This window comes from Dactylosporangium sp. NBC_01737 (assembly GCF_035963215.1).
Taxonomy (GTDB): domain Bacteria; phylum Actinomycetota; class Actinomycetes; order Mycobacteriales; family Micromonosporaceae; genus Dactylosporangium.
Map to the genome: position 1 here is coordinate 13,319,438 of NZ_CP109153.1, position 20,415 is coordinate 13,339,852.

General features: G+C 72.6%; 22 protein-coding genes. 14 read left to right on the forward strand and 8 right to left on the reverse strand.

Going from position 1 to position 20,415, the window contains the following annotated elements; all coding sequences use genetic code 11:
* Positions 1-250: 250 nt before the first annotated feature.
* Positions 251-382, reverse strand: coding sequence for a hypothetical protein (locus tag OHA72_RS61535; protein ID WP_327005286.1), 132 nt, complete (start codon positions 380-382; stop codon positions 251-253).
* Between the two features lie 141 nt (positions 383-523).
* Positions 524-1,033 (reverse strand): hypothetical protein, encoded by a 510-nt coding sequence (locus OHA72_RS61540; RefSeq protein ID WP_327005287.1) that lies wholly within the window; start codon positions 1,031-1,033, stop codon positions 524-526.
* 108 nt (positions 1,034-1,141) lie between these two features.
* Here OHA72_RS61540 and OHA72_RS61545 point away from each other — a divergent pair, with 108 nt between their 5' ends.
* Positions 1,142-1,885 carry a DUF72 domain-containing protein gene (locus OHA72_RS61545; RefSeq protein ID WP_327005288.1) on the forward strand — a complete coding sequence of 248 codons (744 nt, stop codon included), beginning with the start codon at positions 1,142-1,144 and terminating at the stop codon, positions 1,883-1,885.
* Between the two features lie 114 nt (positions 1,886-1,999).
* Here OHA72_RS61545 and OHA72_RS61550 read toward each other — a convergent pair whose 3' ends face one another.
* The gene (locus OHA72_RS61550) at positions 2,000-2,980 is read right to left on the reverse strand and encodes a Kelch repeat-containing protein (RefSeq protein ID WP_327005289.1); all 981 of its coding nucleotides are present in this window, start codon (positions 2,978-2,980) and stop codon (positions 2,000-2,002) included.
* 272 nt (positions 2,981-3,252) lie between these two features.
* On the opposite strand from OHA72_RS61550, the gene OHA72_RS61555 reads away from it, so the two are divergent.
* Both OHA72_RS61555 and OHA72_RS61560 read left to right on the forward strand, forming a co-directional pair.
* Positions 3,253-3,711: a MarR family winged helix-turn-helix transcriptional regulator gene (locus OHA72_RS61555; protein ID WP_327005290.1), complete on the forward strand. Its 459-nt coding sequence runs from the start codon at positions 3,253-3,255 to the stop codon at positions 3,709-3,711.
* Between the two features lie 242 nt (positions 3,712-3,953).
* Positions 3,954-5,330, forward strand: a complete 1,377-nt coding sequence (locus OHA72_RS61560; protein ID WP_327005291.1) for a serine/threonine-protein kinase — start codon at positions 3,954-3,956, stop codon at positions 5,328-5,330.
* A gap of 48 nt (positions 5,331-5,378) precedes the next feature.
* On the opposite strand, the gene OHA72_RS61565 is transcribed toward OHA72_RS61560, so the two are convergent.
* From OHA72_RS61565 to OHA72_RS61575, 3 genes are read right to left on the reverse strand one after another with little or no spacing between them, the layout of a single operon-like run.
* Positions 5,379-6,203: a sugar phosphate isomerase/epimerase family protein gene (locus OHA72_RS61565; protein ID WP_327005292.1), complete on the reverse strand. Its 825-nt coding sequence runs from the start codon at positions 6,201-6,203 to the stop codon at positions 5,379-5,381.
* Entirely contained in the window at positions 6,200-7,351 is a 1,152-nt protein-coding gene (locus OHA72_RS61570; protein ID WP_327005293.1) for a Gfo/Idh/MocA family protein, read from the reverse strand. The genes OHA72_RS61565 and OHA72_RS61570 overlap by 4 nt, the downstream gene beginning before the upstream one ends.
* An 8-nt stretch (positions 7,352-7,359) precedes the next feature.
* Positions 7,360-8,079, reverse strand: coding sequence for a cupin domain-containing protein (locus OHA72_RS61575; protein WP_327005294.1), 720 nt, complete (start codon positions 8,077-8,079; stop codon positions 7,360-7,362).
* Between the two features lie 92 nt (positions 8,080-8,171).
* Between OHA72_RS61575 and OHA72_RS61580 the strand changes: the two genes are divergently transcribed.
* Positions 8,172-9,185: a LacI family DNA-binding transcriptional regulator gene (locus OHA72_RS61580; RefSeq protein ID WP_327011906.1), complete on the forward strand. Its 1,014-nt coding sequence runs from the start codon at positions 8,172-8,174 to the stop codon at positions 9,183-9,185.
* Between the two features lie 211 nt (positions 9,186-9,396).
* Here OHA72_RS61580 and OHA72_RS61585 read toward each other — a convergent pair whose 3' ends face one another.
* Positions 9,397-10,131: an isocitrate lyase/PEP mutase family protein gene (locus tag OHA72_RS61585; RefSeq protein ID WP_327005295.1), complete on the reverse strand. Its 735-nt coding sequence runs from the start codon at positions 10,129-10,131 to the stop codon at positions 9,397-9,399.
* Positions 10,128-11,120 carry a hypothetical protein gene (locus tag OHA72_RS61590; protein WP_327005296.1) on the reverse strand — a complete coding sequence of 331 codons (993 nt, stop codon included), beginning with the start codon at positions 11,118-11,120 and terminating at the stop codon, positions 10,128-10,130. The genes OHA72_RS61585 and OHA72_RS61590 overlap by 4 nt, the downstream gene beginning before the upstream one ends.
* Positions 11,121-11,247: 127 nt before the next feature.
* Here OHA72_RS61590 and OHA72_RS61595 point away from each other — a divergent pair, with 127 nt between their 5' ends.
* The 10 genes from OHA72_RS61595 (at position 11,248) to OHA72_RS61640 (ending at position 20,410) form a co-directional block, all read left to right on the forward strand.
* Positions 11,248-11,871 carry an ArsR/SmtB family transcription factor gene (locus tag OHA72_RS61595; protein WP_327011907.1) on the forward strand — a complete coding sequence of 208 codons (624 nt, stop codon included), beginning with the start codon at positions 11,248-11,250 and terminating at the stop codon, positions 11,869-11,871.
* A gap of 47 nt (positions 11,872-11,918) precedes the next feature.
* Positions 11,919-12,110 carry a hypothetical protein gene (locus OHA72_RS61600; protein ID WP_327005297.1) on the forward strand — a complete coding sequence of 64 codons (192 nt, stop codon included), beginning with the start codon at positions 11,919-11,921 and terminating at the stop codon, positions 12,108-12,110.
* A gap of 98 nt (positions 12,111-12,208) precedes the next feature.
* Complete coding sequence (locus OHA72_RS61605) at positions 12,209-12,964, forward strand: crotonase/enoyl-CoA hydratase family protein (RefSeq protein ID WP_327005298.1); 756 nt, start codon at positions 12,209-12,211, stop codon at positions 12,962-12,964.
* A gap of 118 nt (positions 12,965-13,082) precedes the next feature.
* Positions 13,083-14,027 (forward strand): serine/threonine dehydratase, encoded by a 945-nt coding sequence (locus OHA72_RS61610; RefSeq protein WP_327005299.1) that lies wholly within the window; start codon positions 13,083-13,085, stop codon positions 14,025-14,027.
* A gap of 10 nt (positions 14,028-14,037) precedes the next feature.
* The gene (locus tag OHA72_RS61615; RefSeq protein ID WP_327005300.1) at positions 14,038-14,589 is read left to right on the forward strand and encodes a QsdR family transcriptional regulator; all 552 of its coding nucleotides are present in this window, start codon (positions 14,038-14,040) and stop codon (positions 14,587-14,589) included.
* Positions 14,590-14,754: 165 nt separating this feature from the next.
* Positions 14,755-15,441, forward strand: coding sequence for a response regulator transcription factor (locus OHA72_RS61620; protein WP_033363396.1), 687 nt, complete (start codon positions 14,755-14,757; stop codon positions 15,439-15,441).
* A gap of 38 nt (positions 15,442-15,479) precedes the next feature.
* The gene (locus OHA72_RS61625; RefSeq protein ID WP_327005301.1) at positions 15,480-16,886 is read left to right on the forward strand and encodes a HAMP domain-containing sensor histidine kinase; all 1,407 of its coding nucleotides are present in this window, start codon (positions 15,480-15,482) and stop codon (positions 16,884-16,886) included.
* Positions 16,887-17,228: 342 nt separating this feature from the next.
* Positions 17,229-19,238, forward strand: a complete 2,010-nt coding sequence (locus OHA72_RS61630; RefSeq protein WP_327005302.1) for an RICIN domain-containing protein — start codon at positions 17,229-17,231, stop codon at positions 19,236-19,238.
* A 236-nt stretch (positions 19,239-19,474) separates the two neighbouring features.
* Positions 19,475-20,104 (forward strand): hypothetical protein, encoded by a 630-nt coding sequence (locus OHA72_RS61635; RefSeq protein WP_327005303.1) that lies wholly within the window; start codon positions 19,475-19,477, stop codon positions 20,102-20,104.
* Positions 20,105-20,200: 96 nt separating this feature from the next.
* Positions 20,201-20,410, forward strand: coding sequence for a hypothetical protein (locus OHA72_RS61640; protein WP_327005304.1), 210 nt, complete (start codon positions 20,201-20,203; stop codon positions 20,408-20,410).
* The last annotated feature ends 5 nt before the right edge of the window (positions 20,411-20,415 follow it).

The window sequence follows — 20,415 nt, forward strand, 5'->3', positions numbered from 1 at the left end:
GTGCTGGATCATGTGAGGTCGGACCTGGCTTGGTAGAACCCCAGACACGGCACGGACGGTGACCGCGCTACCCGTTCGCGCCGCCGGAGGCTGCGCGGAACCACAAACGGCCGCAGCCGTGATGGATTTCTATTACGGGCATGACAAACACGCACAGCAGCCCCGGACAGCTCAGCGTCGCCGAGCACCCGGAGGGAGGTGGGTGCCGGAGACGCGGAGCGTCCGGGGCTGCAGGGGTTGCGGACCTGGCTCAGGCCGCCGCACCGGAGCGATGCGCTCGGCGCCGCAGCTTCACGCGGCTTGACCAGTGCTTGGCCTCGTCGAGCATGTGCAGCTGCCGCTGGCGGACGAGCTCGGTCAGGAGAATCGGGTGGACGTTCATTTCGGGGCTCCTCTGCGATCCGTGTGTTCCTATCGTCGCGCGGTAAGGTCCGCACAACATCGGTAACGCTTACGTAATCGCATCGGGGCGGCATACGTAGTCGGCGGGCCGACCGACGTACGTACACGTAGGCGACAGAGATCAGACGCGTGTGCGACCCCGGTTCAGGGCCATGAGGAAGCGGTCGCTGCCCTGCTTGACCTCGACGTACTGGCCGTCGCCGGAGACCAGGGCGCCGGTCACCGGCAGCTGGCCGCCGCGGGCCGCGACGATGGTGCCGGCCAGGAGCACGACGATGCCGAGGAGGGCGAGCACCGCGCTGGCGTCGGAGTTCATCGCGATGGCGCCGAAGACCAGCAGCAGGCCGACGGCGAGCAGGGGCAGGCCGATCGCGAGCAGCTTCTTGCGCTGCGCGCTGCAGGTGGCGCACCAGGGCCACGCGGGGGCCTTCACCGTCTTGCGGAGCGCCAGCACGATGATCAGGTACAGGATGCCGCCGCCGAGGATGAAGATCGCGGCCCACGCCGGCGGCTTGGAGATGAGCTTGATCGAGCGCTGCTCGGTGGCGGGCTCGCCGTGGCGGGGGCAGACCGGCGGCAGGTGGCCGGCGCCGGCGGCGACCTGGGCGGCGGGCAGGGTGATGACTGGCATGGACGGAAGCTCCCCGTGAAGATCTACGGAACACAACGACCCCGGACGATCTCACGGAAAGCGGGCAGCACCGTCAGCCGAAGGGCCATTTCTGGGTAACCGGTCCGCATGATGCTGATCGGCACGTCGGGCTGGCAGTACCGCGACTGGCGGGGACGGTTCTACCCGCAGGAGCTGCCGCAGCGGTGCTGGCTGGAGCACTACGCGGGCGTGTTCGGCACGGTGGAGGTCAACAACGCGTTCTACCGGCTGCCGGAGCGGGCGACGTTCGAGGCGTGGCGGGAGCGCACACCGGAGGACTTCGTCGTGGCGGTCAAGGCGAGCCGGTACCTGACGCACGTCCGCCGCCTGCGCGACCCGCGGGAGCCGGTCGAGCGGCTCATGGATCGGGCCCGTGGACTGGGCGGCCGGCTCGGACCCGTACTGCTGCAGCTGCCGCCGACGATGCGGGTGGACATGGAGGCGCTGGACGCGACCCTCGCGGCGTTCCCGGCGGGCGTGCGGGTGGCGGTCGAGCCGCGGCACGACTCGTGGTGGGTGGACGAGGTGCGGCAGGTGCTGCGGGACCGTGGCGCGGCGCTGTGCTGGGCGGACCGCGGGAGCAGGCCGGCGACGCCGCTGTGGTCGACCGGTGACTGGGGGTACCTGCGCCTGCACGAGGGCCGGGCGACGCCGTGGCCGCGGTACGGCCGGACCGCGCTGGACACCTGGGCCGGGCGGCTGGAGCGGTTCACCGACTCGTACGTCTACTGCAACAACGACCCCGGTGGCGCCGCCGTGCAGGATGCCCTCACCCTGGCACGGCTGGCCCGGCGACGGGGGCAGGACGTCGGCCGGGCCGGACGGCCGTAGGCTGTCGCGATGGCCAAGTTCCTGTGCGTGATCATGATGCTGATCGCGCTGTTCGCGTTCCTCATCTGGCAGCGCAACCGGCTGCTGCGCCGCGGCCACCGGGACGAGGACTGATCAGCACGGGTCCAGTTCGAGGGACTCGGTGGTGGCGGCGACGAAGAGGCCGGGCATCGGGCCGCCCGGCAGCGTGATGAGGGTGGCACCGACGGTCACCACCGCGAGCCCGTGCCGCGGGTTTGGCATCCCCGGCAGCGCCCGCCACCGGTCCGCGGCCGGCTCGAAGAGCTCCACCTGCGGAAACGTCGCCTTGCCCTCGCCGCCGGCGGCGATGACCCAGCCGTGGCAGGTGCCAGTCGCGGCGAGGCCGCCCCGCGCGGTCGGCAGGTCCGGCCGTCTGGTCCACGCGCCGGTGGCCGGGTCGAAGGACTCGACGGTGGCCAGGTTGCCCGCGGCGGTGCGACCGCCGACGGTGTAGAACAGCCCGCCGGCGGCCGCGCCGCCCAGGTGCTCGCGCCGCGTGGGTGGTCCGGGTGCGGAGCGCCACCGGTCGGTCACGCTGTCGTAGACGAGCATGGACCCGGCCAGGACGTCCTTGCCAGGGCCGATGCCGCCGGCCACGAAGATCGAAGTGCCAAGTGCGGCGCTGGTACCGGCACCGCGCGCCTCTGGCATGTCCGCCACGGATTCCCACCGGCGTGCGTCCGCGGCCAGCCGGAACGCCGCGGCGCTCGGGGTGCCGTCACCGAGATATCCGCCGAACACGTAGACCACGCCGTCGACCGCGGCGGCCATCGCGTGGTTGACGGCGAGCGGCAGTGGCGGCCCGGCGATCCACGCGCGGGTGGCGGTGTCGTAGATCTCGACGGTGCGGACGCTGCCGCCGTCGCGCTGGTATCCGCCGGCGACCACGATCCGGGTCCCGGTCACCGCGGCGGCGACCTCGGTGCGCTCGGACGGTGCGTCGGCCAGCCTGCGCCACGGGCTGGTCTGATTTGTGCCGGTTGATGCCGGAGTGGTGGGATGGACGGGGTCGGACGGGCCGCCACAGGCGGTCAGTCCGAGCAGCGTCGCGGCGGCCAGCAGCGTGACCCGCATGCTTCCAGTGTCGTCGATGGGACACCGGTCGGTCGAGATCCGGTCTCCAGAAGTTTCAATTCATCCGATAGCCGAAAAATTGCTAGGACAAAATACGCTAATGCCCCGAAGTCGGTCTACGTATCGCGTTCGAAGAATTGCTGAGGGTGATGACGGGGCAACGGAGCCGCTACGTTTTCGATATTCTGTGTGCTCTATGGGGACCGGAGGGGGGCCGCCCACATGGGCATGCGAGGTGTCGTGTCAAAACATGAGCGTCTGCGTGACGCGCGGTGACCGCTACGCAGGACGTGGCCGCGCACTCGACGGCGACGGAGACCGTGCTGCACCTGCATCGGGCGGCCAACGCCGTCCGGCAGCACGTCGAGCAGGTGGTGCTGCGTCCGCGGCAGCTGACGTGGACCGGTTTCGTCGTGCTGCGCACGGTGGCGGCGGCCAGGAGGATGGAGACCAGGCACGTCGCCGAGCAGGCGGGCATCTCCAAGGCCACGCTCACCGGCGTCGTCGACACACTGTCCGGCCGGGGGCTGGTGCGCCGCAGCCCTCATCCCGACGACGGGCGGCTGGTCGTGCTGCAACTGACCCGCAAGGGCCAGCGGCTCATCCGTGAGCTGCTGCCGGAATCACAGAGCGCGGAGGTGTTCGCCCTTTCCTACCTCGAACCGGCACAACTCGCCGTCGTCACGACTGCACTGCGTGGAATGATCGCTCACCTGGAGCGACCACGCTGAGATGACGCCGCGCCGCGTCATCTGATCGGGTGTCAGTCGTTGGACGGAGCAGGTCAACAGGTGTGACCTCCGGCGCGGACGTCTGCCCGCATCTCGACTACTGTCGGGGCACCATGCGCGGATGCCGCCCGGTGCAAATGTGCCCGAACGGGCACGAGGGTTGCATCCAGGGTGGTCTTTTCATCTTGCGGTGGACGGATCAGACTGCATGGGACCTGTGCCGAGTTGCTGGAAGGACCCCGATGACCGAGGCTGGCACGCACGACGGCGCCGGCGAGTCCGGCACGCCGGACCTGCCGCTGCGCTCGGCCGCGCCGTCACGTCGCGCCGCCATCGGTGACCTCAACAACAACGACCCGATTCGCATCGACGACTACCGGCTGATCGGTCAGCTCGGCGTCGGCGGCATGGGCACGGTCTACCTGGCGCAGTCCTCCGACGGCTCCCGCGTCGCGGTCAAGCTGGTCCACGCGCACCTCGCGCGCGACCCGCGGTTCCGGGTGCGCTTCGCCGGAGAGGTCCGGGCCGCGCAGCGGGTCCCCGGGTTCTGCACCGCCCGCGTGCTCGACTCGGGGATGTACGAGGACCGGCCCTATCTGGTCACCGAGTATCTCGAGGGCATCCCGCTGTCCCGGCTCGTCGCCGACGACGGCCCGCTCGACCCGGCGATGCTGCACAGCGTCGCGCTCGGCGTCGCGGCCGCGCTCGCCGCGATCCACAACGTCGGCCTGGTCCACCGCGACCTCAAGCCGAGCAACCTGATGGTCACCCTCGGTGGCGTCCGGATCATCGACTTCGGCATCGCCCGCGCGATGGACGCCGCCAGCGACATCACCGGCACCGGCAACATCGTCGGCAGCCTCGGCTGGGCCTCGCCGGAGCAGCTGCGCGCCGAGGAACCCTCGGCCGCGATGGACATCTTCGGCTGGGGCTGCCTGGTCGCGTTCGCGGCGACGGGCCGCCACCCGTACGGCGGCGAGGAGGCCGCGGCCCGCGCCTGGAAGATCCTCGAGGGCGAGCCCGACCTCAACGGCATCCCCGACCCCGTCCGGGAGCTGGTCGCCGCCGCGCTCAGCCGCGACCCGCTGGACCGGCCGGACGCGCGGCAGCTGCTGCTCGGCCTCGCCGTCGACGACCTCGACGCGGCGCCGCTGCCGGCGCAGCGCCGCTGGCTGCGCGGCTCCACCCAGATGTCGCGCCGGCGGGTGACCTCGATGGCGATCGCGGTGCCGATGGCCCTTGCCCTCGTCTTCGCCGCGGCCGAGACCACGTCGGACATGATGGGCGGCAAGTCCGACCCCGGCACCCACCGCGGCAGCACCAACGGCGACGAGGTCGGCAGCAACCTGTCCCCGGCGCCCAACCCGCAGGTGACCGTCGGCGGCCGGCACAACCCGGGCGCCACGACCACCGTGGGCAACCCGACCAACGGCCCCCAGGTGTTCCCGACCGCCTCCGGCGTCGCGTCGGCCACGTCGACCGCGGTCCCGACGGCGACCGCGACGACGCCGATGCCGACCACCCCGGGACCGACCACGCCCGAGCCGACCACGCCCGAGCCGACCACCCCGGCGCCGACCACCACCGAGCCGGCCACCGACGGCATCCCCGGCGCCTGACCACGCACGCGAAGGGGAGCGGCAGCAGCGCCACTCCCCTGACGCGCGCTACACGACGTGCGTGAGGTAGCCCTCGATCGACTCGGCGAGGACGTCCGCGCCGGGGCGTGACCAGACAGCCTCGTGGAAGACCTCGACCTCGATCGGGCCGGTGTAGCCGGTCGCGTCGACGGCCTCGCGGAAGCGGCGCAGCTCGACACAGCCGGTGCCAGGCAGTCCCCGGCCGAGCAGCACGCCCTCCGGCAGCGGCGTGATCCAGTCGGCCACCTGGAAGCAGGCGATCCGCGACTCGGCGCCCGCCCTGGTCAACTGCGTCCAGACCTGGTCGTCCCACCACAGGTGATACGTGTCGACGGCCACCCCGACCACGGACGGCGGAAACGGCGCCGCCAGGTCCAGCGCGTTGGACAGCGTCGACACCACGCAGCGGTCCGAGGCGAACATCGGGTGCAACGGCTCGATCGCCAGCTGTACACCGGCCGCCTCGGCATGCGGGACCAGCTCACCGATCGCGTCGCCGACGGTGCGGCGGGCCGCGTCCAGGTCCCGGCTTCCGTCCGGCAGGCCGCCGCTGACCAAGACCAGGACCGGCGCCTCCAGCGTCGCCGCCTCGTCGATGGCGCGACGGTTGTCGTCGAACCAGCCGGGCGTGGTGAAGAACCCGCCCCGGCACAGCGTGGTCACCCGCATGCCGGCGGCGCGCACGAGGGCGGCGGTGCGTTCGAGGCCGAACGTGTCGACCTGGTCGCGCCACAGCCCGATCTGCGTGACGCCCTGCTTGACGCAGCCGCTCACCGTCTCGTCGACCGGCCAGCGCTTCGTCGTGGCCTGGTTGAGTGAGAAGCGGTCCAGCGCGCCGGCGGCGCCGCTCACAGGTCCAGCGCCGGGATCTCGATGCGGCGGCCCTCGCGGGCGGCCTGCAGGCCGAGCTCGGCGAGCTGGACGCCGCGGGCACCGGCGGCGAAGTCCCACGGGAAGTCGGCGCCGTCCACGACGTGGCGCAGGAACAGCTCCCACTGCACCTTGAAGCCGTTGTCGAACGGCTCGTTGTCCGGCACCGGCTGCCACTGCGCGCGGAACGGCTCGGTGACCGGCAGGTCCGGGTTCCACACCGGCTTCGGTGTGGTGCCGCGGTGCTGGACGTGGCACTCCCGCAAGCCCGCGACGGCGCTGCCGTGGGTGCCGTCGACCTGGAACTCGACGAGCTCGTCGCGCCGGACCCGCACCGCCCACGAGGAGTTGATCTGCGCGACGATGCCGCCCTCGAGCTCGAACGTGCCGTAGGCCGCGTCGTCGGCGGTCGCCTCGTACTTCTGGCCGACCTCGTCCACCCGGGTCTGGATGTGGGTTGCGACGGTCGCCTGCACGGAGCGGATCGGGGCGAACAGCTGCTCCAGCACGTACTGCCAGTGCGGGAACATGTCCACGACGATGCCGCCGCCGTCAGCGGTGCGGTAGTTCCACGACGGTCGCTGCGCGGCCTGCCAGTCGCCTTCGAAGACCCAGTAGCCGAACTCACCGCGTACCGAGAGAATCCGGCCGAAGAAGCCACCGTCGATGAGGCGCTTGAGCTTGCGCAGGCCCGGCAGGAACAGCTTGTCCTGCACGACGCCGTGCTTGATGCCCGCCGCCCGCGCGGCACGGCAGAGCGCGACCGCGGCGTCGGTGTCCTCGGCGAGGGGCTTCTCGGTGTAGACGTGCTTGCCGGCGTCGATGGCGGCGCGGATCGCCTTCTCCCGCTGCTGGGTCACCTGCGCGTCGAAGTAGATCTGCACGTCGGGGCGGGCGAGTGCGGCGTCGAGGTCGGTCGTCCACTCGGTCAGGCCGTGCTGCTGCGCCATCTGCGCCAGCTTGTCGGCGTTGCGGCCGACGAGGACGGGCTCCGGCCAGATCAGCGAGCCGTCGCGGGACGGCAGGCCGCCCGCCTCGCGGATGGCCAGCAGCGAGCGGACCAGATGCTGGCGGTACCCCATGCGGCCGGTGACGCCGTTAAGCACGATACCGATCGGGATGCGGGTCACGGGACTCCTCAGGCGGCTTGAACGTGGTAGGTGTCGAGCAGGCCGCACATGCCGTGCCTGCCGTGTTCGCTCGGCGCGGGCAGCACGTTGATGCCGCCCCGGCCGAGGTGACTCGCGTCGCCGGCGGCGAGCGCGTCGATCTGCCGGCCCGTCTCCAGCGCGGCGTGGAGCGCGCCGCGCTCCCATCGCTCGCGCCAGGCGGGCAGCTTGGGTGCGATCAGCCGCGCGGCGGCCGCCTGGAACGCCCGCAGGGCGCCGGGTCCGCTCTCCCGCAGCGCCAGGAAGCCCGTGACGGCCAGGTCGCGGCGGCGGAAGGCGGCCGTGATGTCGCTGCCCGGCACCCCGCCCTCGGGCAGCGTGGCGGCCTGCGCGTATGCGGCAGGATCCGCCAGGACGTCCGGCGGGAACGTCAGCACGGCGTCGCCGGCCTCCGGCAGGCCGCTGTTCTGCATGACCACGACGATCTGCAGGCCGCCCTGGTTGACGAGGCGGTGGATCGTGCCCGGCGGGAACCAGGCGACGGTCCCCGTGCGCAGCGGCGTCTCGCGGTAGCCTGCGCCGGACAACGTCTGCACGAGGCCTTCACCGGCGGCCACCACGTACCCCTCCGAACAGGTGAGGTGCATGTGTGGCGTCCCGCCGAGGAGACCGTCGGGCGCGACCGAGTCATAGACGGACAACCGGGAGATCCCGACCGCTCCGGGCATCTGGTCCCGTTCCTCCGTCATCGCCGCCCCTTCCACGCCAGGAAAACGCTTTCCTCTGGTCATGTCGACGCTAACCCGTATGCTGCGAACGAGTCAATGGAAGGAGGCTGATGATGGCGACGCTCGCCGACGTGGCCCGCCGTGCCGGGGTGTCCCCCGCGACCGCCTCGCGGATCATCAGCGGCAGCACCAAACTCGTCACCGACGAGCTGCGCGAGCGGGTGCTGCGGGCCGTGGACGAGCTGCAGTACGTGCCCAACGCGCACGCCCAGTTCCTCGCCAGGGCCCAGCGCACCGCGGTCGGCGTCATCGTGCACGACGTGTCCGACCCGTACTTCGCCGAGATCACCCGCGGCCTGCAACAGGTCGCCACGGCGGCCGGCCGGCTCGTCATCATCTGCAACAGCTACCGCGACCCGCAGCGGGAGCTGGAGTACGTGGAACTGCTGCGGGCCCAGCAGGTCGCGGCGATCATCCTGGCCGGCTCCGGCTACCACGACCCGGCGTTCACGAAGGCGTTGACCGGCAAGCTCGGCGCGTACACCCGCACCGGCGGCCGGGTCAGCGTCATCGGCCGGCACGAGCTGCCCGGCGACGCGGTCATGCCGGCCAACGCCGACGGCGGCCACCTCGCCGGCGTCGAGGTGTTCGGCGGCGGCCACCGCAAGGTCGGGGTCATCGCCGGCCCGAAGGTGCTGACGACCACCACCGACCGGCTCGCCGGGCTGCGCCGGGCCGCCCGCCAGTACGGCCGGACCCTGCCGCCGCGGCGGGTCGTCTTCGCCGACTTCGACCGCGACAGCGGCGCCGCCGCGACCCGGCGGCTGCTGGACGACTCCCCCGACCTGACTGCCATCGTCGCCCTCAACGACTCGATGGCCGTCGGCACGCTCAGCGTGCTGCGGGAGCGGGGCATCGCGGTGCCGTCGCAGATGAGCGTGGTCGGCTTCGACGACATGCCGATCGCCCGGGACGTGACGCCGTCGCTGACCACGGTGCGGCTGCCCCTGATGGAGATGGGCGCGCGGGCGATGACGCTCGCACTGGAGGACCGGGCCCGGACCCCGCGCGTCGAGCCGGCACCCGCGACCCTGGTGCACCGGGAGTCCTCGGCGCCGCTGACCTGATTTGCGGTAGGTCGTTCACTTTGACGCGCCGTCCTGCGGGTGGCGCCATCCCCTGCCGTTTGACCGAAGCCGTGTGGCGGTCGTCCGGGCGGCTCGGTCCGTCCTTTGACCGTGGCAGCGGGACAGCCGGGTTGCGCATCTCACGGATGTGCGTGCCTCGCGGGGTGTTGCGCGCCTCACGGGTGTTGCGCGCCTCGCCGGGTTGTGTGCTTCACGGGCCGGCGGCGGCGATCTCGGCGTAGGACGGCAGGCCGGCGGTGCGGACCGGGGTGCCGTCGCGGACTGCGCGGGCGGCGTCGACGGTCGCGGCGAGCGCCACCCGGAACAGCATCGACCCGGTGCTCACCCGCCGCACCCCCAGCGCCGTCAACTCCGCGACCGTGGGCCCGCAAGGGTCGTGCAGTACGTTGAGCGGCAGGTCCACCGCACGGACGACGGCCTCGATGTCCGCCGGCTCCCGCAGGCCCGGGACGAAGACCCCGTCGGCGCCGGCGTCCGCGTACGCCCGCACCCGCCGCAGCGTCTCGGCCAGGTCACCGGCCCGCTGCCAGTGCGTGTCGGTCCGCGCGTTGACGAACAGCCCGGGCACCTCCCGCTTCACCGCCCTGATCAGTCGCACCTGCGGCTCGGACGGCCCCATCGCGTCCTCGACGTTGATCCCGGCCGCCCCGGCCGCGGCAACCGCGACCGCCGCGCCGACGGACCCGCGTTCGATGTCGACGGTCACGTGGCAGGGCAGCCCGGTGATCCTCCGGACGAGGCACAGCGTCTCGGCGTCGGCGGCGCCCTCCCCGTCGGGCAGCCCGTTCGCCGCGGCGACGCCGAGGCTGGTCGTCCCGATCGCCGGGAAGCCTGCGCCGGCCAGCATCCTGGCCGAGGCGACGTCCCAGGCGTTCGGCAGGATGAGCGGGTCGCCGGCGCGGTGCAGCGAGCGGAAGTCGGTCACCGCGCACCACCACTGCCGGCCACGCCGGACCCCGCCACGCCGGAGCCGGCCACGCTGTCCCCCGCCGCACCAGACCCCGCCGCACCAGACCCCGCCACGCCGAACCCAGCCACGCCGGAGCCAGACCCGGCCACGCCGGACCCAGACCCAGCCAGGCCGGCCCCGGACCCAGCCAGGCCGGCCCCGGACCCAGCCAGGCCGGCCCCGGACCCGGCCGTGCCGGTCCCTGCCACACCGGACCCCACCACGCCGGGTCCAACGGCCACATGCCGGCCATCACCCCCTGTCGCGGGCCGGCCACCGTCAACGGTCGCGGTCAGGGCGCCCTCGGTGAGGGCGAGGGCGTGGGCGCGGCCCGGGCAGGTGCGAGGGCCGGCGCCGAAGGGGATGCCGTGCAGGCTGACGCGCACCACCTCGCCGGGCTCGACGCGGGTGTTGCCGAGGGTCGTCGGCCGGGTCGCCATGCGCTTTGTGGCCGCGACCGGCGGGGTGTCGCGCAGGGCAGGTTCCAGGCCCGCGGCGCGGGCGCGTTCGATCAGCGTGATGGTGGCGTCGCAGGCCTGGACGAGCAGGCCGATCCGGGCGGCGGTGGTCTCGTCAGGTGCGCCGCCGAATGTGGCGATCAGCGTCCGCACAGCGGCGTCCGCGGCGGTCTCGTCGCCGGTGCCGGGCTGGTACGCGGCGGCGGCCGCACGGACCGCGTCGATCGTCCTTGCGGAGGAGCCCAGGCCCAGTGCGGCGGCGAGGTGTTGCACGGGATGGGCGTGCGGGGATGAGGCGGCCGCCTCGCGGAGCGTCTGGGGGTCCACTGTGGACAGCAGGGACTCGCTGAGGGCGCGGCGGCGGGTGTGCGCCTCGCCGGTGCTGAACCGGCCGACGGTGGCGCGCAGCCAGGCGATGCCGTGGGTGGCGGCGGGCACCGGTGGGACCACGAAATCCGGGTCGTGGAGCACGGCGAGGGCGTCGCCGGGGTCGTCGATCGTCTGCATGGCACGACCGTATGGCTGGGACCGTTCGGTACACGACGAACTGACGAAGCGGACAATAGGGGTTGTGAACCCACCGTCCTCGCTCGCCAAACTCGCCGCGCTGCTCGCCGATGAGACGCGGGCCGCGATGTGCCTGGCCCTGCTCGACGGGCGGGCGTGGACCGCCGGGGAACTGGCCCGGCACGCCGGGGTCGCGCGGTCGACGGCGACGGAGCACCTGCACCGGCTGACGGCGGGCGGGCTGCTGGCCGAGGAGCGGCAGGGGCGGCACCGGTATGTCCGCCTCGCCGACGCTTCCGTCGCCGCGCTGCTGGAGGACATGTCGGCGCGGCTGGCGCCGCAGGTGCCGCGACCGACGGGGTTGCGGGCGGCGACGGCGTCCGCAGCCCTCGCGCGGGGGCGGACCTGCTACGACCACCTCGCCGGGCGGCTCGGGGTGGCGGTGACGGACGCGTTGACGGCGCGCGGGCTGCTGGACCAGACCGGTGGGTTCGCGTTGACGGAGGCCGGCCTGGCATGGATGGCAGGGCAGGGCCTGGCGCTGGACGGCGGGAAGCGGCCGGTGGCCCGGGGTTGCCTGGACTGGACGGAGCGGCGGCCGCACCTGGCCGGGGTCGCCGGCGCGCGGCTGTGCGAGCGGTTCCTGGCACGCGGCTGGGTCGCCCGGATCGGGTCGGGGCGCGCGGTTCGGGTCACGCCGGACGGCCGGACTGCGCTCGCCGAGCTGCTCGGCATCGACGGCGTCGATTAGGTTTCGCGGCCGTTGGGTACTCAGCGATCACTACCAAGGAGGCCGTTGTGTTCGCTGTGATCGCCGCGATCCTGTTCGCTGTTGCGCTGCTGATGGACCTGTTCGGTGCCGACGCCGGACCCATCCTCGACGTGGGGACCCTGAGCCTGGCCGGGTTCCTGTGCGTCGCCCTGCACCTGGCCGGCGCCGGCACGTGGCACACCCGCTACGGCAGCTACCGCCGGGGCCGTCGCCGCTGAGCGGTCCGCAACCCACGTGCACGCGCCACGGCGGCCGTGTCCTACCCGGAACGGGGTCAGGACCCGGCCGCCGTGGCCGTTGGTCGACACTGGCCGGTATGAGTGTGCGCATCGAACGGTCCGGACCGGTGTGGACGGTCGTGCTGGACCGGCCGGAGACCCGCAACGCCGTCGACCGGGACACCGCGGAGCGGCTCGCGGCCGCGTTCCGGCAGTTCGACGCCGACGACACCGCCGCGGTCGCGGTGCTGTGGGGCGCCGGTGGCACGTTCTGCTCCGGTGCCGACCTGAAGGCGGTCGCGGCCGGTGACGGCAACCGCGTCGAGGCAGACGGCGACGGGCCGCTCGGCCCGACCCGGATGCGACTGGGCAAGCCGGTGATCGCCGCCGTCGCCGGTCACGCGGTCGCGGGCGGCCTGGAACTGGCGATCTGGTGCGACCTGCGGGTCGTCGAGGAGACCGCGACGTTCGGGGTGTACTGCCGGCGCTGGGGCGTGCCGCTGATCGACGGCGGCACGGTCCGGCTGCCGCAGCTGATCGGGGTCGGCCGCGCGCTCGACCTGATCCTGACCGGGCGCCCGGTCGACGCGGCGGAGGCGCACCGCATCGGCCTCGCCGACCGGGTCGTGCCGCCCGGCGGGTCCCGGCCCGCGGCGGAGGCGCTCGCGGCCACCCTCGCCGCGCTGCCGCAGGAGTGCCTGCGCAACGACCGGCGCTCCGTGTACGAGTCGCTGGGCCGCCCGATGGACGAGGCTCTGGCGGTCGAGCACGGGTACGGCGTGGCGTCCCTGCGAGCGGGCGCCGCCGGCGGTGCCGCGCGGTTCGCCGCCGGCGAGGGCCGCGGCGGCAGGTAGCTTTCCGGCGCACGGGACATAGCTTTCCGGCGCGCACGGGACATAGCTTTCCGGCGCGCACGGGACATAGCTTTCCGGCGCGCGCGGGGCGCGAAGCGGCGGGACGTAGGGTTGGCGCATGGTCGACAGGGCAGCGGTCGAGGCGGCGGCGCGGCGGATCGACGGGCACGTGCGGCGCACCCCGTCGGTCGAGATGGCGCCCGGTCTCTGGTTCAAGCTGGAGCTGTTGCAGCACAGCGGCTCGTTCAAGGCCCGCGGGGCGTTCAACCGGATCCTGGCCGCCCGGGAGTCGGGTGAGCTGCCGGCCGCCGGGGTCGTCGCCGCGTCCGGCGGCAACGCGGGACTCGCCGTGGCGTTCGCGGCGGCCCGGCTCGGCATCCCGGCGGAGGTGTTCGTGCCGCGGGTGGCACCGGAGGTGAAGGTGCGCAGGCTGCGGGAGCTCGGCGCCGTGGTGCACCAGCACGGCCGGGAGTACGCGGAGGCGTACGCCGCCTCGATGATCCGGGTGGCGGAGACCGGGGCGCTGTTCGTGCATCCGTACGACCAGCCGGAGATCGTCGCCGGGCAGGGCACCCTCGCCCTCGAGCTTCCCGACGTCGACACGGTCCTGGTCGCCACCGGCGGCGGCGGGCTCGTCGGCGGCATCGCGGCAGCGGTCGGTGACGGGGTACGGGTCGTCGCCGTCGAGCCGGTCGGTGCACCGACGTTGCACGCGGCACTTGCCGCCGGTCATCCCGTGGACGTAGCCGTGGACAGCGTCGCCGCGGACTCGCTGGGCGCCCGGCGGATCGGGACGATCGGCTTCGACGCGGCGGTACGCCACGGGGTGCAGAGCGTGCTCGTGGACGACGACGCGATCATCCGGGCCCGAAGGACGCTATGGGCGCAGCACCGGATCGTGGTGGAGCTGGGGGCGGCGGCCGCGTTCGCCGCGCTGGCGCAGGTCGAGGACGCCGGTGCGGGGCGGGTAGCGGTCGTGCTGTGCGGGGCGAACACCGACCCCGCGGATCTCACCGGCGACGTCTCCGCTGAGACAGTTCAGGATCTGTCTCAAGGCGTGTAGCCTGCCTGGCATGCCGCTCGATGAGATCTTCGACGCGGCCATGCGGCGGTTCCTGGAGCGGCGCCGGGTCGACATGCGCTCGCTCGCGGTCGAGCTGGGCATGGGCCGCGCCACGCTGTACCGGCGCGTCGGCAGCCGCGACCAGTTGCTGGGCCAGGTGCTGTGGCAGCTCACCCAGCGCAGCCTGCAGCGGGCCGTGAAGCACGCCGAGGGGCGTCGTGGCGCCGACCGGATCCTGGCCGTGATCGGCAACTTCCTTGCAGGCGTCATCGAGCAGCCGAGCCTGCGGCACTTCCTCGCCGCGGAGCCGGAGGCGGCGCTGCGCATCCTCACCTCGAAGCACGGCGTCGTCCAGCCGGGGGTCCGCGCACACCTGGAGGGCCTCCTGCAGGAGGAGATCGCGGCGGGCACCTTCATCCCCCGGATGGACCCGCGGACCCTGGCCTTCGTCCTGGTCCGCATCGGCGAGAGCTTCCTGTACGCGGACGCGATCGCCGACGGCGAACCAGACGTGGATCAGGCGTTGCTGGTGATCGGGCGGCTGCTGGACGACCAGCCGTGACACGCGCAGGTCGCGGAATTTGTACGGCACCCGGCCACCCGTCAGTACCCGTCCGAACGGAAGTCTCGGCGAATGGAGGATGGCCACCTCCGAAAAAAGATGACATGTCGGAATCGTCCATCGACCGCGGAAACTGCCACTTGCGCCAGGACGTATGTTCTTCGCATGGCCACGGTGCTGCTGGTTGAGGACGACCATGTCGTGCGGGGCGCTTTGCTGCGCTCCCTGACCGACCGAGGTCACACGGTGCACGCGGTCGGCACCGCACTGGAGGCGTTACGGCGGTTCGCCGCGGAGACGCCGGACCTGGTCGTGCTCGACCTGGGGCTGCCCGACCTCGACGGCGCCGACGCCCTGCGGATGCTGCGCGGCATCGCGGACACCCCGATCATCATCGCCACCGCCCGCGACGACGAGGCGGAGATCGTCCGGCTGCTCAAGGCAGGCGCCGACGACTACATGATCAAACCGTTCACCTCCGCCCACCTCGACGCCCGGATGACCTCCGTGCTGCGCCGCACCGGACGGGCGAGCCGCGAGGAACCCACCGCCATCGAGGTGGGAGGCTTGCGTGTCGACATCGGACAACGCCAGGCACACCTGCACGGCGAGCCGCTGACGCTGACCCGCAAAGAGTTCGACCTGCTGGCGTACCTCGCCGCCCGTCCCGGACGGGTGGTCTCACGCCGTGAGCTGTTGGAGGAGGTATGGCGGCAACCCTCAGTGGGCGAGGACCAGACGATCGACGTGCATCTGTACTGGCTACGCCGGAAACTTGGCGAGAGCGCCTCGGCACCCAGATACCTGCACACCGTGCGGGGCGTGGGCTTCAGGTTCGCGGCCCCGGACTGAGGCGGACCCTCGCCTACGTCTGCGCCGCGGTCACCACGATGGTGGCCCTGGCGTTCCTGATCCCACTCGGGCTGGTCGTGCAGCAGCTCGCCCGTGAGCGTGCCTTCGCCGACGCCGAACGCCAGACCGCCGTGGTCGTGGCGGTCCTCACCGTGACCACCGACCCCCTGGCGATCGAGCGTGCCATCGCGAGCACCGGCGGCCCGGCGGTCAGCCGCGTCTCGGTGCACAACCTCGGCGAAGAGGGCCTGGAGATCGGCACCGGGCACGCCGCCGCGAAGGACCTCGCCCATGCCGCCGACCAGGCCGCGCCGGTCACGGCGACCGTCGCCGGCGGGCTGTCCTACCTGGAGCCGGTGGACGTCGGCTCGGGCCGCACGGCGGTTGTCGAGGTCTTCATCCCTGAGGATGAGCTGTCCAACGGGGTCAGCGGCGCCTGGTGGGCACTGACCGCCGTCGCCCTGGGGCTCGTCATCGCCTCCGTCTGGGTCGGCGACCGCCTCGCGGCGAAGGTCACCGCATCGGCCCGGCAGCTCGCCGGCGCCGCGCAGGCACTGAGCGAGGGGTACCTCGACGTGCGGCTGGACCCGTCGGGGCCGCGGGAGCTGGCCGAGGCGAGCTTCGCGCTCAACGTGATGGCGGACCGCATCATGGCCCTGCTGACCAACGAGCGCGAGCTGGTCGCGGACCTGTCGCACCGGCTGCGCACGCCGCTGACCGCCCTGCGGCTGGACGCGGAGACCCTCGACGACAGCCAGGACGCCGACCGCATCCGCGACGCCATCGCCGCGCTCGAGGTCGAGATCGACAAGCTGATCCGCGCGATGCGCGAGCCGATCGACGCGCACTCCCCCACCCCGGACCGTGGCGAGCGCAGCGACGGCGCCGCCGCCTCGACCGGCGAGCAGGGCTGCGACGTCGCCGAGGTCGTTCGGGATCGGATGATGTTCTGGTCGGCGGTCGCCGGCGACCAGGAGCGCGACTGCAAGGCCGTCGGCACCGACCGGCCGGCACCCGTCCACGTCGCGAAGAGCGAGCTCGCCGCCGCGCTGGACGCGTTGATCGGCAACGTCATCCGGTACACCCCGCAGGGCGTCCCCTTCGAGGTGGCGGTCACCCGGCGCGACGACGGCTACGTCGTGCTGCGGGTGGAGGACGGCGGTCCCGGCATCCCCGACCCGGAGCTGGCGCTGCAGCGCGGCGAGAGCGGCCAGGGCTCGACGGGCCTGGGCCTGGACATCGTGCGGCGGGTCGCGGTGGAGGGCAACGGCACCGTCAACATCGGCACGTCCGGCACCCTCGGCGGCGCCAGCGTCGTCATCGTCATGGCCGACGCCGACCCCGCGCCGAAGGAGCAGCCGCCGCAGAGCCGCTTCGGCCTGGTCGGCCGGCTCTCCCGCGAGCCGAACGAACGCCGCACCCGCCGCGGCAAGCCCGCCCCATAGCCTCCCTGTAGTCGCGCCGTCTCTGCCGGTAATCGAAGGTGTTCGCTGGGCGTACAGGTGACCGGCGCCGTCCTTCGATCACCGGGGCGGCAGCGGGGCGCCGCACAGCCACGTGGCGTAGGGCCGCCACAAGTCTCGGTTATGAGTCCCTTAATTGGGTCGTTTGGGCTGGAACCGCACGTTGACGGCTCGCTATGGTCAGCCCGTTCCCACGTGGACGGACCGGCACTCACCCGCCTTGCCACCCTCGAAGGCCGGCCGTCCCGCGCGCGGCGGGGACGGGTACCTCTGCCCTGTGCCCGTCCCCGCCGCGCGCCCCTTTCCCCTCCGGAGGAACCGAGCGTGTCTCGAGTCTTGCACCGCGTCGTCGTGACCGTTGCGGTCGCGATCGTCGGCACAGGTGCGGCGATCGCCGGGCCCGGCGCGATCGACAGCCTGTTCAACGAGAAAGGGCCGGCCGCGATCAGTCGCGTACCCGCCGACAACCCCGAGCTCGGCCTGGTGTACCAGGGTCTGACGCCGGCGAAGAAGGGCCAGCCGTGCGTCGGCGGGTACCAGCTCACCGAGCGCGGCCAGTGCAGCCACGGCCCCGACGTCCCGCCCGCCGGCCTGACCGTGCGCGGCACGATCGCGCCGATCACGGACGCCGGACCCACGCAGGTCGTCCCCGAGTCGGACACGGCCGCCGCCCCGCTGGAACAGACGGTCACTGCCGAGGACGGATCGGTCTCCTCTGAGAGCGGATTCGCCCTGGTACCGGAGGCCGCCGCCGACACCGCCCTGGGGTACACGATCGGTGCGTCCGGCGTGGCCTGCGACGGCGACGGCGTGGCCGGCAAGCGCGTGCAGGTGCTGTACGTGCGGGACGCCAACACGGCGAGCCGGTTCAACCAGTACCTGGAGAGCTTCCGCACCTGGAGCGCCGGCGTCGACGCGATCTACAACACCAGCGCCAAGGAGACCGGCGGCGAGCGGCACGTCCGGTTCGTCACGACCGCCGACTGCAAGGTCGACGTGCGCGAGGTCGAACTGCCGGCCGGTGGCCTGAACACCTTCGACGCCACGATCAACGGGCTCAAGGCGCTCGGCTACAACCGGACCGACCGCAAGTACATGATCTTCGGCGAGTCGAAGGTGTACTGCGGGATCGGCACGTTCAACGGCGACACCCAGCCGGGCACGAGCAACCGCAGCAACGGTGGCCCCGGCTACGGCCGCAGCGACTCCGGCTGCTGGGCGGCGAGCGTCGCCGCGCACGAACTGGGGCACAACCTCGGCGCCGTGAACAACAACGCGCCGAACTCCAGCAAGGCCGGGCACTGCCTCGATGAGTACGACATCATGTGCTACAACGACTCGGGTGGTCTGAAGACGTCCGTCAGGACGGGTTGCACCGACAAAGCCGGTGAGAACCGGATGGACTGCAACCACGACGACTACTACAACACCAACCCGAGCCCCGGCAGCTACCTCGCGACCAACTGGAACGTGGCCAACAACCAGTTCCTGATCGCGGGCCCCGGCGGCACCACGCCCCCGCCGCCGTCGCCCACGGCCACGGCGTCCCCCACGAAGACTGCGTCGCCGACCCCGACGAAGACCGCGTCGCCCACGCCGTCCAAGTCGGTCACGCCGACGAAGACCGCGTCGCCGACGCCGACCTCGACGAAGCCGCCGACCGGGCTCAAGGAGCTGCGAGTCAGTGACACCACCGCCAACTCGGTGCGGCTGTCCTGGGACGCGGCCGCGGCCGGCAGCCGGTACGCAGTCGTCCTCAATGGACGCTCCATCGGTCAGGTCGGCTCGACCAACGTCCGGATCGTCGGCATGCGCCCCGACACCGACTATCAGATCGGGATTTCGCTCGCGCAGAACGGCACCCTGACCCCGTGGACCACGACCGCGAAGGTCCACACCGCCGCCGCACCGGCGCCGACGGCCGGCTCATGGATGGTGTTCGGCAACAGCCTGACCGGCGGGGTGGCCGACGTGTTCGGTGCCCGCAGCGCGGCCGGCACGCCGATCATCATCTACCAGCGGCACGGCGGGGCGAACCAGCAGTGGAAGCTGGAAGCGGCGACCGGCGGCAAGTTCGTGGTGAAGTCCAAGGCCACGAACGCCTGCATCACCACCACGGGTGACAAGGACGCCGTGGGTGCGACCCTGGTGCAGGGCGACTGTGCAAAGGCCTTGCAGTGGACGCTCACCCAGACGGAGTTCGGCGTCTCGCTGCAGTCGGCGAGCGGCCTGGTCGTCGGGGTCAGCAACAACGAGTACTTCGGCAGCCGGCTGCTCGTCCTGCAGAAGCCGAGCGGCGCGAAGTACCAGAGCTGGATCACGCAGCGCACGTGAACCAGTCCCCAAGCGATCGCGGCCCGGTGTCCTTGTGGCGCCGGGCCGCGGCCCGTATGACGCCGTTTCTCGCGGGGGCGGCCGCCGGCCGCATGACAAAAGCCGCCCGGGCAAGAACAATCGGCCGCGTGACGAGACCGGGCCGCGCGACGACAACCGACCGCACGGCGAGCACGGGCGGTGCAGCGACGACCGTCCGCGTGCCCGGCATGGAGCGCGCGCCGACGACCGGACGCATGACGAGCACCGTCCGTGCAGCGACGACCGGGCGCATGGCGAGCGCCATCGGCCGCGCGACGGCGGCCGGCGCGCTCCTGGCCGGTCTGGTGTTCGGGGGCGCGTCGCCGGCCTCGGCGCACGACGGCGTCATCCTCACGCTGCACGGTGACGGCCGTGGTTCGGTGTGGGTGACGGCGACCTGGCAGGACGGCCACCCCGTCACCGAGGCCGTCGGCATCACCCTGCTGGCCACGACGGCCGACGGCCGCCGTGAGGGCCCGGCCGGACTGCGGCGCAACGGGGACGCTCTGACGTACGCCGGCACGCTCGGCGAGGGCGACTGGACGGTCGTGGCCGAGATGGGCACGCCGGCGATCGGGCGCTGTCAAGGCGTGCTGCACGTGGCGGCGGCCGACGGCGCACCGCAGGACATCGTCTGCGCGCCACCACCGGTCGCGGCGACCCCGCCACCCGCGCCGGCTGCGAAGGCCTCGTACACCTGGGTCTGGTATGCGCTGGGCGTCGCGGTGCTTGCCGCCGTGGCCGCCTGGCTGTTCCATCGCAAGTCGATTGCGGCCAGGGCAGCCGCCCGGAGGACGCCGGGCCGCAAGGCATCCCCCCGAAGGACCACCGCACGCCGGAAGTGACGCCCGGCACGCCCTCTTGACCGGTACAGTCCAGCGCCGTACTGTACCGGTATAGGCACTGCAACGGCAGGCCGAAAGGTTCGAGGAGGTCCGGCCATGTTCCCGTTCGCGATGATCGAATCCCAGAACGCGATGGCCCACGAGGTCCGCAGCGCGCTGCCCGGCGCACCGGTGGTGGCGCCCCCGGTGCCGCTGATCGGCGCCCGGCGGCCCAGGGCCCGGCAGCTCCGTGCGGCGCTCGCCGCGTCTCTGCACCGCGCCGCCGACGCGGTCGCTCCGGCCGCCGCGTGCAGCCCGGCGCGCTGAAGCGC